This is a genomic window from Streptomyces sp. NPDC059008, from assembly GCF_042749045.1.
In the GTDB taxonomy this organism is placed as follows: Bacteria; Actinomycetota; Actinomycetes; order Streptomycetales; family Streptomycetaceae; genus Streptomyces.
In genome coordinates, this window is sequence record NZ_JBHYJC010000062.1 from 1 (window position 1) to 14,401 (window position 14,401).

General features: G+C 72.3%; 16 protein-coding genes. 8 read left to right on the top strand and 8 right to left on the bottom strand.

The window, feature by feature from the left end; translation table 11 throughout:
- The 3 genes from ACFWZH_RS36155 to ACFWZH_RS36165 form a co-directional block, all read right to left on the bottom strand.
- Nucleotides 1-175 (bottom strand): DUF2637 domain-containing protein (locus tag ACFWZH_RS36155; protein WP_384441629.1); only part of this gene is annotated, 175 nt, incomplete at its 3' end.
- A gap of 189 nt (nucleotides 176-364) precedes the next feature.
- Complete coding sequence (locus tag ACFWZH_RS36160) at nucleotides 365-1,078, bottom strand: DUF3558 domain-containing protein (RefSeq protein ID WP_384441538.1); 714 nt, start codon at nucleotides 1,076-1,078, stop codon at nucleotides 365-367.
- A 211-nt stretch (nucleotides 1,079-1,289) separates the two neighbouring features.
- Nucleotides 1,290-2,168: a hypothetical protein gene (locus ACFWZH_RS36165; RefSeq protein WP_384441541.1), complete on the bottom strand. Its 879-nt coding sequence runs from the start codon at nucleotides 2,166-2,168 to the stop codon at nucleotides 1,290-1,292.
- A 162-nt stretch (nucleotides 2,169-2,330) separates the two neighbouring features.
- Here ACFWZH_RS36165 and ACFWZH_RS36170 point away from each other — a divergent pair, with 162 nt between their 5' ends.
- Nucleotides 2,331-3,524, top strand: a complete 1,194-nt coding sequence (locus tag ACFWZH_RS36170) for an RtcB family protein (RefSeq protein WP_384441544.1) — start codon at nucleotides 2,331-2,333, stop codon at nucleotides 3,522-3,524.
- Between the two features lie 140 nt (nucleotides 3,525-3,664).
- On the opposite strand, the gene ACFWZH_RS36175 is transcribed toward ACFWZH_RS36170, so the two are convergent.
- The gene (locus ACFWZH_RS36175; RefSeq protein ID WP_384441547.1) at nucleotides 3,665-4,423 is read right to left on the bottom strand and encodes an SDR family oxidoreductase; all 759 of its coding nucleotides are present in this window, start codon (nucleotides 4,421-4,423) and stop codon (nucleotides 3,665-3,667) included.
- 81 nt (nucleotides 4,424-4,504) lie between these two features.
- The gene (locus ACFWZH_RS36180) at nucleotides 4,505-4,840 is read right to left on the bottom strand and encodes a YnfA family protein (protein WP_384441550.1); all 336 of its coding nucleotides are present in this window, start codon (nucleotides 4,838-4,840) and stop codon (nucleotides 4,505-4,507) included.
- Between the two features lie 123 nt (nucleotides 4,841-4,963).
- Between ACFWZH_RS36180 and ACFWZH_RS36185 the strand changes: the two genes are divergently transcribed.
- Nucleotides 4,964-5,707 (top strand): AAA family ATPase, encoded by a 744-nt coding sequence (locus ACFWZH_RS36185; protein WP_384441553.1) that lies wholly within the window; start codon nucleotides 4,964-4,966, stop codon nucleotides 5,705-5,707.
- Here ACFWZH_RS36185 and ACFWZH_RS36190 read toward each other — a convergent pair.
- Nucleotides 5,661-7,325 (bottom strand): FAD-dependent monooxygenase, encoded by a 1,665-nt coding sequence (locus ACFWZH_RS36190; RefSeq protein ID WP_384441557.1) that lies wholly within the window; start codon nucleotides 7,323-7,325, stop codon nucleotides 5,661-5,663. The two genes, ACFWZH_RS36185 and ACFWZH_RS36190, sit on opposite strands and share 47 nt — an antisense overlap.
- 174 nt (nucleotides 7,326-7,499) lie before the next feature.
- Between ACFWZH_RS36190 and ACFWZH_RS36195 the strand changes: the two genes are divergently transcribed.
- Nucleotides 7,500-8,168 carry a TetR family transcriptional regulator gene (locus ACFWZH_RS36195; protein ID WP_384441560.1) on the top strand — a complete coding sequence of 223 codons (669 nt, stop codon included), beginning with the start codon at nucleotides 7,500-7,502 and terminating at the stop codon, nucleotides 8,166-8,168.
- Nucleotides 8,169-8,187: 19 nt separating this feature from the next.
- Here the strand turns inward: ACFWZH_RS36195 and ACFWZH_RS36200 are convergent, their stop codons facing one another.
- Nucleotides 8,188-9,066: a DUF6597 domain-containing transcriptional factor gene (locus ACFWZH_RS36200; RefSeq protein WP_384441563.1), complete on the bottom strand. Its 879-nt coding sequence runs from the start codon at nucleotides 9,064-9,066 to the stop codon at nucleotides 8,188-8,190.
- Between the two features lie 95 nt (nucleotides 9,067-9,161).
- On the opposite strand from ACFWZH_RS36200, the gene ACFWZH_RS36205 reads away from it, so the two are divergent.
- From ACFWZH_RS36205 to ACFWZH_RS36215, 3 genes are all read left to right on the top strand, one after another.
- Nucleotides 9,162-9,818, top strand: coding sequence for a TIGR03086 family metal-binding protein (locus ACFWZH_RS36205; protein WP_384441566.1), 657 nt, complete (start codon nucleotides 9,162-9,164; stop codon nucleotides 9,816-9,818).
- Nucleotides 9,819-9,934: 116 nt separating this feature from the next.
- Nucleotides 9,935-10,540: a cupin domain-containing protein gene (locus tag ACFWZH_RS36210; RefSeq protein WP_384441569.1), complete on the top strand. Its 606-nt coding sequence runs from the start codon at nucleotides 9,935-9,937 to the stop codon at nucleotides 10,538-10,540.
- Complete coding sequence (locus tag ACFWZH_RS36215; RefSeq protein WP_384441572.1) at nucleotides 10,537-11,373, top strand: SDR family NAD(P)-dependent oxidoreductase; 837 nt, start codon at nucleotides 10,537-10,539, stop codon at nucleotides 11,371-11,373. Before ACFWZH_RS36210 ends, ACFWZH_RS36215 begins: the two co-directional genes overlap by 4 nt.
- Nucleotides 11,374-11,451: 78 nt before the next feature.
- Here the strand turns inward: ACFWZH_RS36215 and ACFWZH_RS36220 are convergent, their stop codons facing one another.
- On the bottom strand, nucleotides 11,452-12,012 hold the full coding sequence (locus ACFWZH_RS36220) for a hypothetical protein (protein WP_384441633.1): 561 nt from the start codon (nucleotides 12,010-12,012) through the stop codon (nucleotides 11,452-11,454).
- 322 nt (nucleotides 12,013-12,334) lie between these two features.
- Here ACFWZH_RS36220 and hemL point away from each other — a divergent pair, with 322 nt between their 5' ends.
- Together hemL and ACFWZH_RS36230 are read left to right on the top strand one after the other, a co-directional pair.
- Entirely contained in the window at nucleotides 12,335-13,642 is a 1,308-nt protein-coding gene (gene hemL, locus ACFWZH_RS36225; protein WP_384441575.1) for a glutamate-1-semialdehyde 2,1-aminomutase, read from the top strand.
- An 8-nt stretch (nucleotides 13,643-13,650) separates the two neighbouring features.
- The gene (locus ACFWZH_RS36230; RefSeq protein ID WP_384441578.1) at nucleotides 13,651-14,331 is read left to right on the top strand and encodes a histidine phosphatase family protein; all 681 of its coding nucleotides are present in this window, start codon (nucleotides 13,651-13,653) and stop codon (nucleotides 14,329-14,331) included.
- Nucleotides 14,332-14,401 lie beyond the last annotated feature (70 nt).

Sequence of the window (14,401 nt, forward strand, 5' to 3'; positions counted from 1 at the left end):
CGTCGATGCCGATGGGGAAGAAGTAGGCGAAGTCGCCGAAGCCCTTCTTGAGGGCCAGTTCACGCACGGCCGCGTAGGAGCCGGCGAAGCCGATGCCGGCGATCACCACCGCGCCGGTGATGACGACCGCGATGAGTATCCGGTGCGTGCGCGTCAGCTTCAGTGGCTCGGCCACCCGAGAACCCCTCCTAGTCGGACTTTTGCGAGCGACAGCCTGGCACACGCGTCCGGGCGAGCGGGTGGCGGTATGAAGGGGGCCGGGTCACGATCGGGCTCTCGCGGCAGGGGGAGGGACGGGCGCAGGGCCCGCACCGTACGTCGGTGCGGGCCCTGTGTGGCTCAGGCGCCGGGCGGCGCGGCTGTGTCAGGCGTTCGCCTTGGTGGCGGCGGCGACCGCCTCCTTGGCGGCGGCCTGGGCCTTCTTGAGCAGGTCCGCGGCCTTGGGGGTGTCCGCACCGGCCAGGCCCGCGCCGTTGTAGTTGATGGTGACGACGATGTTGGACAGGCGGGCGACGATCGTCGTGTTCTTGAAGTCGTTGCCCTCCTTCTTCACGTCGTAGGTGATCGCGGTGGAGTCGTCGCCGGTGCCGGACGTCTTGGCCGTCTTCAGCTTCTTGGCGCCCTTGACGGCCTGCGCGGCGGAGACCTGCTTGGCGTAGAACTCCGTGGCGCGCTTCTCGGCGGAGCCGACGCCCGCCTCGGAGTCGTAGCGCTGGTAGCCGATGTCCAGCCAGCGGAACTGGGTGCCGTCGACGCCCTGCTCGTCGGAGCTGTTCCAGGAGCAGGTGCCGTGCACGGAGTTGTCCGTGGACTTGCCCTGCTCACCGGAGGCGTCCTTCACCTTGGGCAGCATCTTCTTGATGGTGCCCTTGGCGAACGCCTCGCACGGGTTCGGCAGCTGCTTGTACTTCGCGGGCGCGACGGTCGGCGACGGCTTGCCCGTCTTGCCGGAGGCGGACGCGGAGGAGGAGGCGTCACCGGAGCTGTCGCTGTCCGAGCCGGAGCAGCCGGCGACGAGCAGCACCGGTACTGCTGCGCAGGTGAGGAGGCTGGCGAGGCGCTTGGCTGAACGGTGCATGGTTCCTTCGCTGTTCGTCGTCGTCGGTTCGGCCCGGTCCGGCCGGGGGGTCGGCCGTGCGGGGCTGCCCCGCCGCGCGTACGGGGCGGGGCTAGACGGCACGGTACGCGGCGCGGCGGGGTGTGTGACCGTTTCGTGTCGATGAAAAGGAAGGGCGAATCGGTTATTTGGGGACTTGCGGTGACGGTTGGGGCGATCCGCCCAATACGGACTATTCGCTGAGGTTCTCGACCAGCTCGCCGGCCAGCGAACGGGCCTTGTCCTGCAGTTCCTGGCTGTCCGGCAACATCGCCTTGTCCGTGGACCACTGGTCGTACGCGATCGTCACGATGACGTTCGACGTGCGAAAGACCACAGTGACGTCACGGTGCACACCGGAGTCCGCGGTGATCAATTTGTCATTGAGGAACGCCGCGTCCCCCAGGTCGTCCAGCACGCGCGGGGCGGTCGAGCCGCTCGGGTCCGCGCTCGGTTCGGACGCCTCGGGGGACTTGTCCTGCTTGCCCGCCTTTCCGCCCTTGTCGACCCCGTCGGCCTTGCCGGCCTTGTCGGTCTTGTTCGCCTCGGCGTCCTTCGCCTTCGCGGTGGAGGGGGGCGGGGTGCCCGGCGACGCCGAGCCGGTGGCGCCGGCCGGGATCTGTGCGGCCAGCTCCTTGGCGTCGTAGGTCTCCTGCGCCTTGTCGTCATCGCTGACCGCGGAGTCGTAGGAGACCACGCGCTGGATGTCGAGGGTCAGATGGCGGGTGCCGGCGGTGGTCTCGCGGGTCCAGCGGCAGCCGACCCGGCGGTCGGTGTCGTAGGTGATGTCGGCCTGCCCGCCGTAGAGCTTGTCGGCCTCGGTACCCGAGACCTGCTGGCCGTCACCGGGGAGCATGCCGCGCAGGGTGCTGCGCGCGGGCAGTCCGCAGGCCTCCGGGAGGGTCTGGTAGCGGCCCGGCTCGGCGGCCTGGCTGGAGGCGGTGGCGTCACCGCTCTTCGCGTCGGCGGCGCCACCGTCGGTGCCGGAGCCGCCGGTGCAGCCGGTGAGGCCGGCGGCCAGCGCCGCGGCGGCCACCAGTGCGGCACCGGGTACGAACGGCTTCCGTGGCATCGTTCGCGGCTCCTTCCCCTGGGAAATGCGGTTGCCGCCGTGCGGCGGCCGCTGGACACAATGTCTATCGCACGTTTTGCCGCGCACGCCGGTCCGGCGTCCAAGATCGTATATCTTGTCCGGCTTTTGCGTTTTTCATGTTTTCGGGGGAATGAGGAAGTTATGTCGTACGTCGAGGTACCCGGTGCGCAGGTACCGATCCGGATGTGGACGGACCCGGCCGCAGTCGAGGACGTCGCGATGCAGCAGCTGCGCAACGTCGCCACGCTCCCGTGGATCAAGGGACTGGCCGTGATGCCCGATGTGCACTACGGCAAGGGCGCCACGGTCGGCTCGGTGATCGCGATGCGCGGCGCGGTCTGCCCCGCGGCGGTCGGTGTCGACATCGGCTGCGGGATGAGCGCGGTGCGGACCTCGCTCACCGCCAACGACCTGCCCGGCGACCTCTCCCGGCTCCGGTCGAAGATCGAGCAGGCGATCCCGGTGGGCCGGGGGATGCACGGCGATCCGGTCGACCCGGGGCGGCTGCACGGCTTCCCGACCGCGGGCTGGGGGGACTTCTGGGCGCGCTTCGACGGTGTCGCCGACGCGGTCAAGTTCCGTCAGGAACGCGCCACCAAGCAGATGGGCTCGCTGGGATCGGGCAACCACTTCTGGGAGTTCTGCATCGACGACGACCAGTCGGTGTGGATCATGCTGCACTCCGGATCGCGCAACATCGGCAAGGAGCTGGCCGAGTACCACATGGGCGTGGCCCAGAAGCTTCCGCAGAACCAGGGCCTGGTCGACCGTGACCTCGCCGTCTTCATCGCGGACACCCCGCAGATGGCCGCGTACCGCAACGACCTGTTCTGGGCGCAGGAGTACGCCAAGCACAACCGCGAGATCATGATGGCGCTGTCCCAGGACGTGGTCCGCCGGGAGTTCAAGAAGGCCAGGGTGACCTTCGACGAGGTCATCTCCTGCCACCACAACTACGTGGCCGAGGAGCGGTACGACGGCATGGACCTGCTGGTGACCCGCAAGGGCGCGATCCGGGCGGGCAGCGGCGAGTACGGCATCATCCCGGGCTCGATGGGCACCGGCTCCTACATCGTCCGGGGCCTGGGGAACGCCGCGTCCTTCAACTCCGCCTCGCACGGCGCCGGCCGCAGGATGAGCCGGAACGCCGCCAAGAAGCGGTTCTCCACGCGCGATCTGGAGGAGCAGACGCGGGGTGTGGAGTGCCGCAAGGACTCCGGAGTGATCGACGAGATCCCGGGCGCCTACAAGCCGATCGAGAAGGTCATCGATCAGCAGCGCGACCTGGTCGAGGTGGTCGCCCACCTCAAGCAGGTCGTGTGTGTGAAGGGCTGAGCCGCTGCGGCACTCGGGCCGGCTCTTTGGCCGGCCGGCTCTTCGGCTGACCGGCGGGCCGGCCGACTGGCGGGCCGGCCGCCTGGCGCCTGGGGCGTGTCCGATGGGTCAGGGCCGGAGAACTCCTGACCGGAGAGCCCCTAAGAGGTGCGGTGCACTTTGGTGTTGGAGGCCTGGGCGCGGGGCCGGACCACCAGCAGGTCGATGTTGACGTGGGCGGGCCGGGTGATGGCCCAGGCGACGGTGTCGGCGACGTCCTCCGCGCTGAGCGGCTGGTCGACGCCTTCGTAGACCTTGGCGGCCTTGGCGGTGTCGCCGCGGAAGCGGGTGGTGGCGAACTCGTCGGTCTTGACCATGCCGGGGGCGACCTCGATGACGCGTACGGGCTCGCCGCACAGCTCCAGGCGGAGCGTTTCGGCGATGACGTGCGCGCCGTGCTTGGCGGCGACATAGCCACCGCCGCCCTCGTAGGTGCCGTGGCCCGCGGTGGAGGACAGCACGACGACGGTGCCCTCGCCGGAGGCGGTGAGCGCCGGCAGCAGCGCCTGGGTCATATGGAGCACGCCGAGCACATTGACCTCGTACATGGCACGCCAGTCGGCGGGGTCGCCGGTGGCGACCGGTTCCGCGCCGAGGGCACCGCCGGCGATGTTGACCAGGACGTCGACGGAGGGGAGACGGCCGAGGTCGGCGGCGAAGGCGTCGACGGCGGCGCGGTCGGTGACGTCGAGCGCATAGGCCCGGGCGTGGGGGAGTTCGGCGGCGAGCGCCTCGATGCGGTCCTTGCGGCGGGCGGTGAGGACCACGTGGTAGCCGGCGGCGGCCAGCGCCCGCGCGGTCGCGGCGCCGATGCCGCTGCTCGCTCCGGTGACGACGGCGGTACGGGCCTCGGCGGTCATGGCGCTCTCCTTGGGGCGGTGGGGTCCCTGCCCGCCCCCCTCCGCTGTGGGGGCGTGCGCGGCCAGGATATGCGGGCGTGGTCAGCGGCTCCTGGGGGCGTACATGATCACTGCCATGCCGGCCAGACAGATCAGCGCGCCGATGACGTCCCAGCGATCGGGGCGGTAGCCGTCGGCGACCATGCCCCACGCCAGCGATCCGGCGACGAAGACACCGCCGTACGCGGCGAGGATGCGGCCGAATTCGGCGTCCGGCTGGAGGGTGGCGACGAAGCCGTACACCCCGAGGGCGAGGACTCCGGCACCGATCCAGGCCCAGCCCCGGTGCTCACGGACGCCTTGCCACACCAGCCAGGCGCCGCCGATCTCGAAGAGCGCGGCGACGGCGAAGAGGGCGGCGGAACGGGCGATCGGCATGGGGGAAGCCTAAGGAGCATGGGGAAGCCTGAGGAGAACGGGGGAAGCCTGAGGAGGACGGGTGGGGGCCGGGCGCGGGCCGGCGCGGGCCGGCTGTCAGCGGGGTGTGAGAGCTTCGAAGGCATGCTGATCGAGCGGGCTTATGTGGATGTTCCGGAGGGGGAGGGGACGGCTGAGGACGGCTGGCCCTGGACGGTGCCGTGTGTGCGTCAGCTGGCTGAGGAGGGGCTGGCCTTCCGTGCTCCGGTCACGTTTCTGGTGGGCGAGAACGGCTCGGGGAAGTCGACGCTGGCCGAGGCGTTGGCGGAGGGGTTCGGACTGGATTCCTACGGCGGCTCGGCGGGCTACAAGTACGCCAGCTCGCGGGAGGCGTCGCTGCTGGGCGGGCTGATGCGGTTCGATCCGACCCGGGAGGGGCGCCGGATGGTGCGCGGGCCGCGGACCCGCCGGAAGGGGTTCTTCCTGCGGGCCGAGACCGCGCTGGAGGCGCTCGGCGGGGAGCACAGCTCGCTGCGGCTGTCCCGGCACCCGGACGAGATGAGTCATGGCGAGGGCTTCCTGCTGGTGCTCCGGGAGCGGTTCACCCACCCGGGGCTGTATGTGATGGACGAGCCGGAGGCCGCGCTGTCGTTCTCCTCCTGTCTGGAGCTGGTCGGGCTGATGAGTGAGCTGGGCAGCGGCGGTGCGCAGATCATCTGCGCCACGCACTCCCCGCTGCTGACCGCACTGCCTGGCGCGGAGATCGTCGAGGTCGGTGAGCACGGCATGCGGTCGGTGCAGTGGGCGGAGCTGGGGCTCGTCGACCACTGGCGGCGCTATCTCAACGACCCGCGGGCGTATCTGCGGCATGTATTGGCGTCGGGATGACCGGGACCGATGAGGGACGCGGGCCCGTCCCGCCGTCTTCGGGTGCGGCGCCGGTCCACCGCACGAGGGCGGCGCGCAGGGCCGTGGCGCGCTCGGCGGGGTGGGTGGCGTCGGTGGCCCAGGCGATATAGCCGTCGGGGCGTATGAGGAGAGCCGTACGGCGACCGCTGGCCCAGGTGGCGCGGATGACGCGGCCGTCGGCGGGGTGCGGGCCGGCCCCGCCGCCCGCCGACTCCTGGGGGGCGGCGGGCTCGTCGGCCGGGGCGATGAGCACGAACCGGCCCTGGCGCAGGAGCGCGTAGAGGCGGCCGCCGTCGGCCAGGCGGACGTCGGGGGCGCGGTGGCCGGCGAGCCGGTGGGCGCCCGGCCCGGCCGGATAGGCGATGCCGATGCCGGAGACGGTGCCGATCGCGCGGCGGGCCAGCGGCCGCAGACGGCTCAGGAGCTGGGCGGCGAGGGCGCGGGCCGCCCTGCCCGGCGCGGAGTGCAGCAGAGCGATCCGGAGGATGGCGCCGCTGCTGCGCAGCACCATCTTTCCGACGGGGTGGCGCTCGGTCTGATAGCTGTCCAGGAGGGCGGCGGGGGCGTGGCCCTGGAGCACGGCCGCCAGCTTCCAGCTGAGGTTGGCGGCGTCCTGCAGGCCGGTGTTCATGCCCTGGCCGCCGGCGGGGGAGTGGACATGGGCGGCGTCGCCGGCGAGGAAGACACGGCCCACGCGGTACTGCGGGACCTGGCGCTCGTCGCTGTGGAAGCGCGAGATCCAGCGGGCGTCGTGCATGCCGTAGTCCGTGCCGAGGGCGAGCCGGGCGACCTCGCGGACCTCGGCCAGATCGGCGGGGGCGTCGTCATCGGCCTGGCGGTGGCGGTCCCAGCCGATGACGCGGTACCAGCCGTCGCCGAACGAGGCCACCAGGCCGAAGGCGTCCCCGGTGGCGTGGAAGGTGAAGGGGGACCGGGGCTCTTGGGCCAGCCGCACATCGGCCAGGACCAGCGAGCGGATCACGGACTTGCCGGGGAAGGGCAGACCGACGGCCTCGCGGACCGCGCTGCGCACGCCGTCCGTGCCGACGAGGTAGGCGGCGCGGGCGCTGCCACTGCCCTTGGCGCCGCGCAGCCGCACGGTCACCCCGTCCGCGTCCTGGTCGAGGCCGGTCACCTCGGAGTCGTACCGGAACCTCACACCGGCCTTGCGGGCCCGGCGCTCCAGCAGCCGCTCGACCTCGAACTGGGGCGTGATCAGCACGAACGGGAAGCGGGTGGGCAGCCGGGACGGGTCGAGGGTGGCGGTGCCGAAGAGGCGGAGACGGGGGATCGGGTGGCCGCCGACGACCAGCTCGTCGGCGAGGCCGCGGGCGTCGAGCTGCTCCAGGGTGCGGGCGTGGACGGCCAGGGCGCGGGTGAGGTTGCTGGTCGTCTCGGTGCGGCGTTCGACGAGGGTGACGGCGAGGCCGGCCTCGGCGAGGTCGCCGGCGAGCAGCAGTCCCGTCGGACCGGCGCCGACGACGAGGACGTCCGCGTCATGGTCCGTGTGCCCGGACCGGGCCGCGGAGCCGCCGCTGCCGCTCCCGCCGTCGGTGGTGCCGTCAGTGATGCCGGGCTTGCGGTTGATGGCATTCATGGCCGTCCCCTCCTACGCCTCTGCCTGACCGCGTCGGCGCGTGCGGGTCGACGCACGCGGGTCAACGCATGTGTGCCAACGCATGTGTGCCAACACTCGTTGGTCAACGCTTGTTGGCAAGCGTAGGACTCCTCGCGCTGGCATGTCAACGGTCGTTGGCCTACAGTCGTGGGCATGGTCGACCATGCGCCCCTCACCAGCAGCGACACCGCGTCCGGCGCCGGTCCCGCCGACGCCGCCGTCGGGCGGGCCCAGGCTCCGACCACCGTGGAGGGCGCCGGGCAGACCCCCCAGCCCCGCTCCGCCGTGACCCGGGCCGCGATCCTGGCCGCCGCGCGCGACCGCTTCGCCGCCGAGGGCTACGAGCGCGCCACGATCCGCTCCATCGCCAGGGAAGCGGGCATCGACCCGTCGATGGTGATGCGCTACTACGGCAACAAGGCGGGCCTGTTCGCCGCCGCCTCCGAGATCGAGCTGCACGCCCCGGACCTCACCCACGTACCGCACGACGAGCTCGGCGCCCGCCTCGTACGCCACTTCCTCGAACGCTGGGAGAGCGACGAGGCGCTGACCGCCATGCTGCGCGTCGGCGCCACGAACGAAGCCGGCGCGGAGCGGATGCGGGGCGTGTTCGCCGAGCAGATCGGCCCGGTCCTCTCCGCGGTCTGCCCCGTCCCCGAGGAGGCGGCGGTCCGCTCCGGGCTGATCGCCTCGCAGATGCTCGGGCTGGCCCTGTGCCGCTACGTCCTGCACCTCCCGCCGGCCGTCGGCCTCGGCCACGACGAGATCGTCGCCTGGCTGGCGCCCACCATCCAGCGCTATCTGACGGCCGAGCTGCCCTGAGGCCCCGGGCGGGGCCGCTTCAGCGCGGGTAGGCGGTCGGTGGCACCCCGACCGTCGCCGTGACATCGCGGACCAGATGCGCCTGGTCGCTGTAGCCCAACTCGGCGGCCAGCGTGGCCCAGTCGACCTCCGCGTCCGCCGCGGCCCGCTCCAGGGCCTCATGGATGCGGTAGCGCAGCAGCACCCACTTGGGGCTCACCCCGACATACCCGGCGAACAGTCGCTGCAGCGCCCGTACGGACATCCCCTCGGCCCGTGCGAAGTCCGCGACCCGCCGGATCGTGCGGTCCGTCCGGATCCGGTCGGCCAGCCGCATCGCGAGCCCGGCGTGGTCCAGGACCCGCGGCCCGGCCCGCAGCCGAGGCGTCAGGAAGGCGTCGAGCGCGGCCACCCGGGCGTCCTCGTCCGCCGGCTCCACCACGGCCCGCGCGGCATCCGCGACGGCCGACTGCGCTACGGCTCGTGCGGCATCGGCGGCCGCACCCTCCGCGCGCGGGTCCGGGCCCGGCGGCCCGGAGAAGACCACCGCCAGCGGCAGCCTGCGGCCCGTCCAGTCGGTGACCGGCCGCTCCGGTGCGAACGGCCGGAACCCGCCGGGCCGGAACTGCACCCCGCACACCCGCCCCCGCCCCACCAGCGTCTGGGAGAACAGCTCCAGCCCGATGCCCGCGACCTCGCCGAAGGCGGGCCGGTCGGCGTACCGCTGGAAGACCACGTTCACACACGGGTGCGGCACGACCTGGCTGGTGTACGGCTCGGGCAGATCCCAGTCGATCAGCCAGTAGTGCTCGACATACGGGCGCAGCGCCTCGGCGGGGGAGCGGCGCCGGAACCGCACCCGCGCCAGGAGGTCCGGGGCGGCGACGATGCCCCGGGTGTCGCGCCGTGGAGCGGCCATGACCCGGATCCTAAAGCGGCGTGCGCCGGGTGCCACCACCCGACCTGTCGCATTTCTTCAAGCCGCGGCCGGCGGCGGCCCGTAGCGTCGTCGAGATGACGGACACCAGGGATATACAAGACAAATCTGCCAGGGATGCGCGGGACGCGTCGGCCGAGCCGGGCGGTGCGGACGGGCCCAGGACGGCACCGCCGATCAGCGAGCTGCTGGATGCCGCGGCCCGGGCCGCGCTCCCGGTGCTGCGCGGGGTGCGCGACGACCAACTGGGGCTGCCCACGCCCTGCGCCGAGTACGACCTGCGGGCGCTGCTCAACCACCTCTTCCATGTCGTGGTCGCCTTCCAGGCACTGGCCGCCAAGGAGGAGGCGGACTTCAGCCGGACCCCCGACCGGCTCGGCCGGTACGGGGCCCGGTGGCCCGACCGGTTCGCCGAGGAGGCGGTGCGGCTGGTCGAGGCCTGGGCGGCGCCGGGCGCGGAGGACGGCGTGTCCGGTGGGATGGGCCTGCCGGCGCGCACCGTCGGTGCGATGGTGCTGCTGGATCTGGTGGTGCACACCTGGGACGTGGCGCGGGCCACCGGCCGGCCGTACGAGGCACCCTCGGGGTGCGTGGCCGAGCTGCGGACGCTGGTCGCGCGGATGGGCTCGACGGCCCGGCGGATGAACGTCTTCACCGAACCGGTTCCGCTGCCGCCCGGTGGCACCGAACTCGACGTCCTGCTGGCGGAGACGGGCCGCGACCCCCGCGGCTGACGGACCGTCGGCCGGGCGCTCGGACATGGCCCGATTGCGCCCGCCGCGGCGCCGCCTTCGCCCCTAGGGTGGATCACCTCCGACGGACGGCGACGAGTGGGAGGGGCCCAGCCCGCATGAACGCGCACCGCACGCCCCGCGACCGGCTCCCCGAGGCACTGATCGAGTTCTACGGGCTGGCGCCGCTGCCCCGCGAGGGCGGCCGGTTCCGGCAGACCTGGGCGGGCCCGCCGCGCCCCGACGGACGGCCCGAGGGCACGGCGATCGTGATGCTGCTCACCGCCGGGCCGGGCGACTTCTGCGCCCTGCACCGCCTGCCGACCGACGAGATCTGGCACTTCTACACGGGGGACCCGCTCACCCTGCTCCTCCTGTCCGAAGGCGGCTCACGGCCCGAAGGCGGCCCACTGCCCGCCGGCGGCGCACGCCTCGACGCCGGCGGGCACCCGGACGACGGCGGGCGCGCCGAGGGCGCCGAGGGGCGCTCGGCCCGTACGGTCGTCCTCGGACCGGACGTCCTGGGCGGGCAGCACGTCCAGTTCACCGTGCCCGCCGGTACGTGGATGGCCGCCGAGGTCGCCGACGGCGGCGCCTGGACGCTCTTCGGCTGCACGATGGCGCCCGGATTCACCTTCGCCGACTACGAGCACGGGGACGCCGCCGAACTGGCCGCGCGCTTTCCCCAGGAGGCAGCGCGGATCGCCGCGCTGAGCCGACCATGACCCAGCCGCCGACCCCCGCGGAGCCGTCGACCCCTGACGAGCCCACCGGCCGCGACGTCCCGGGCCGCCGCGCACTGCCCGACCTCACCGGGCAGGTCGCCCTCGTCACCGGCGCCGCGGGCGGAATCGGCCGCGGTGTCGCGCTGCGGTTCGCCGCCGCGGGTGCCGAGGTCGTGGCGCACTACCGCACGGGCGCCGACGCGGCCCGCGCGCTGGTCGCCCGGATCGAGGAGGGCGGCGGGCGCGCGCTGGCGCTGCGCGCCGATCTGGCCGACGAGGAGGAGTGCCACCGGTTGGTGGCGCGGGCGGCCGACTGGCGCGGGCGGCTGACCGCGCTGGTGAACAACGCGGCGGTGCAGCCGACCCAGGAGCTGGCGGGGATGTCGCTGGCCGACTGGCGGGCGGTGGCGGATGTGAACGTGCACAGCGTCTTCGCCTGCACCCAGGCCGCGGCGGGCGTGATGCGCGCACAGGGGACCGGTTCGGTGACCCATATCGCCTCGATCGAGGCGGACCGCCCGGCGCCGCGGCACGCCCACTACTGCGCGTCCAAGGCGGCGGTGGTGATGCACGCGCGCTCGGCGGCGCTGGAGTACGGGCCGTACGGGATCCGCGTCAACAGCGTCTCACCGGGACTGATCGCGCGCCCCGGTCTGGCGGAGGACTGGCCGGAGGGGGTGCGGCGCTGGGAAGCGGCGGCGCCCACCGGGCGGTTGGGCCGCCCGGAGGACGTCGGCGACGCATGTGTGTTCCTCGCCTCACCGATGGCGTCGTGGATCACCGGACACGATCTCGTCGTCGACGGTGGCGTCTCGGCCCGGCCCACATGGTGACGGCGGACACCTCCGGCCCCGAACGGTTCCATGACCAAAGGTGCGGCGGGCCGTGGCCCGCCGCAGCCTGCCGAACCGTTACGGCCACACCAGGCAGTACGCCTGATGCCCCGCCTCGTGCAGCCGGTGGCTGAAGTCCTGCCACTCGTGCAGCAGCTGGTAGACGGTGAAGGCGTCGCGCGGGCCACCGCGGTCGGGGACGGTGGACCAGATGAAGGCGGCCGCGCCGACCGACTCCTCGCCGACGCCGCGCAGCGGGTCGACCACGGTCATGGGGAGCTTGACGACGGCGTAGTCGGGGTGGAGGACGACGAGTTCGAGCGGCGGAACCTTATGGAGCGGTATGCCCTCTATACCGGTGAGGACCATGGCGGCCATCGTCTCCGGCTTGATCTTGGTGAACATACCGCCCATACCGAGCTCGTCACCGCCGAGTTCCTCGGGGCGCATGGAGATCGGAACGCGGGCCGCGGTCGCTCCGTTGGGCGCGCCGAAGTATTTGTACGTCACCCCCATGCGGCCGCCTCTGATGTCCCCGCCCTTGTTCTCGTCGGTTTCCTCGCGCCGGTGACGGCCGCGCTGGGCGCGCTCGGGACCCCGGTCATTGGTTCCCTCGCCCAGTTCGCCACCGCGATGCATATCTCCACCCGACCACTCGCAGCCCCAGCCGCGCAACCCGATCATCGTCTCAGAGACCTCCCCCGTCGCAGGCGCGTGAAACGCCCGGCCGCACGCCCCCGTGCGCCTCTGAGACCATTGCTTGCGTGACTTACTCGTACGTCGCCCCAGTTTCGCAGACGACTGGGGGCTGACGCCCGGTCGGAAGCGAGAGGAATCAAAAAAGGATCGAACGGGAACCGCGCGGCACCTTGGGTGGTCCAAGCGGGGATTCCCGCACCGTTGTCAGCCGGGCCGTGTCCGTGCGTCGCCGCCCTCCCCGTTTATGCAGGTCAGGATCCCAGTGTCTTTTCCGTATGAAGCCCCTGTTTCGCAGTCGCTGTTCGAGCGCGCGTCCGCGGTGACGCCGGGCGGCGTCAACTCTCCGGTGCGGGCGTTCCGGGCCGTGGGCGGTACGCCCCGGTTCATGGTGTCCGGTACCGGTCCGTACCTCACCGATGCCGACGGCCGTGAGTATGTCGACCTCGTGTGCTCCTGGGGGCCGATGATCCTCGGTCACTCGCACCCCGAGGTGATCGCCGCGGTCCAGGAGGCGGTCGCCCGCGGTACGTCCTTCGGCACGCCCGGCGCGGGCGAGGTCGAGCTGGCCGAGGAGATCGTGGCCCGGATCGAGCCGGTCGAGCAGGTGCGGCTGGTCTCCAGCGGCACCGAGGCGACCATGTCGGCGATCCGTCTGGCGCGCGGTTTCACCGGCCGCCCCAAGGTGATCAAGTTCGCCGGCTGCTACCACGGGCATGTGGACGCGCTGCTGGCCGCGGCCGGCTCGGGCGTGGCGACCTTCGGTCTGCCCGACACGCCGGGTGTCACGGGTGCGCAGGCCGGCGACACGATCGTGCTGCCGTACAACGACCTGGAAGCGGTGCGGGCGGCGTTCGCCGCGCACCCGGGCGAGATCGCCTGCGTGATCACCGAGGCGTCGCCCGGCAACATGGGCGTGGTGCCCCCGCTGCCCGGCTTCAACCAGGGGCTCAAGGACATCTGCGCCGGCGACGGCGCGCTGTACATCTCCGACGAGGTGATGACCGGCTTCCGCGTCAGCAAGGCCGGCTGGTACGGAATCGACGGCGTGCGTCCCGATCTGATGACCTTCGGGAAGGTGATGGGCGGCGGCTTCCCGGCCGCGGCCTTCGGCGGCCGCGCGGACGTCATGGCGCACCTCGCCCCGGCCGGCCCGGTCTACCAGGCGGGCACCCTGTCGGGGAACCCGATCGCCACCGCGGCCGGCGTCGCGCAGCTGCGGCTGCTGGACGACGCCGCGTACGAGAAGGTCGACGCGGTCTCCGCCGAGCTGCGCTCGCTGGTGACCGGCGCGCTGGCCAAGGAGGGCGTCGCGCACCGCCTCCAGGTCGCGGGCAACATGTTCTCGGTCTTCTTCACCGGCCGGGACGTCACGAACTACGACGAGGCCAAGGCGCAGGAGTCCTTCCGCTTCACCGCCTTCTTCCACTCGATGCTGGCGCAGGGCGTCTACCTCCCGCCGTCCGCCTTCGAGTCGTGGTTCGTCTCGACCGCGCACGACACGCAGGCCGTGGAGCGGATCGCGGCGGCGCTGCCGGCCGCCGCCCGGGCCGCCGCCGAAGCGACCGAGTGAGGGGCGCCATGAGCCACGAAGACATCACCGTTGTCCATCTGATGCGGCACGGCGAGGTGCACAATCCCGAGGGCGTGCTCTACGGGCGCCGGCCCGGCTACCACCTGTCCGATCTGGGGCGGAAGATGGCCGACCGGGTCGCGGAGCACCTCGCGGGGCGGGACATCACGCATGTCGTCGCCTCGCCGCTGGAGCGTGCGCAGGAGACCGCGACGCCGATCGCCGGTGCGCACGGCCTGGACCTGGCCACCGACGAGCGGCTGATCGAGGCGGGCAACGTCTTCGAGGGCAAGACCTTCGGTGTCGGCGACGGCGCGCTGAAGAAGCCGGGGAACTGGAAGTACCTGACCAACCCGTTCCGGCCCTCGTGGGGCGAGCCGTACATCGAGCAGGTCGTACGGATGATGGCGGCGCTCGGTGCGGCGCGGGACGCGGCGCGCGGGCACGAGGCGGTGGCGGTCAGCCATCAGCTGCCGATCTGGATCGTCCGCAGCTTCGCGGAGCGGCGGCGGCTGTGGCACGACCCGCGCAAGCGGCAGTGCACGCTGGCCTCGCTGACGTCGTTCACGTTCCACGGCGACAAGATCATTTCGGTGGGGTACAGCGAGCCGGCGCGCGACCTGGTTCCCTCCCATCTCCTGGCGGGCGCCAAACCCGTCAAGGGAAAGGCCAAGGCTTTCGGGGCCTGACGCTGCATCACTTGGCGGAACGCCGATGGCCGGCAAAATGAAATATCTGAGCGATTAACTCGGTTCCCCG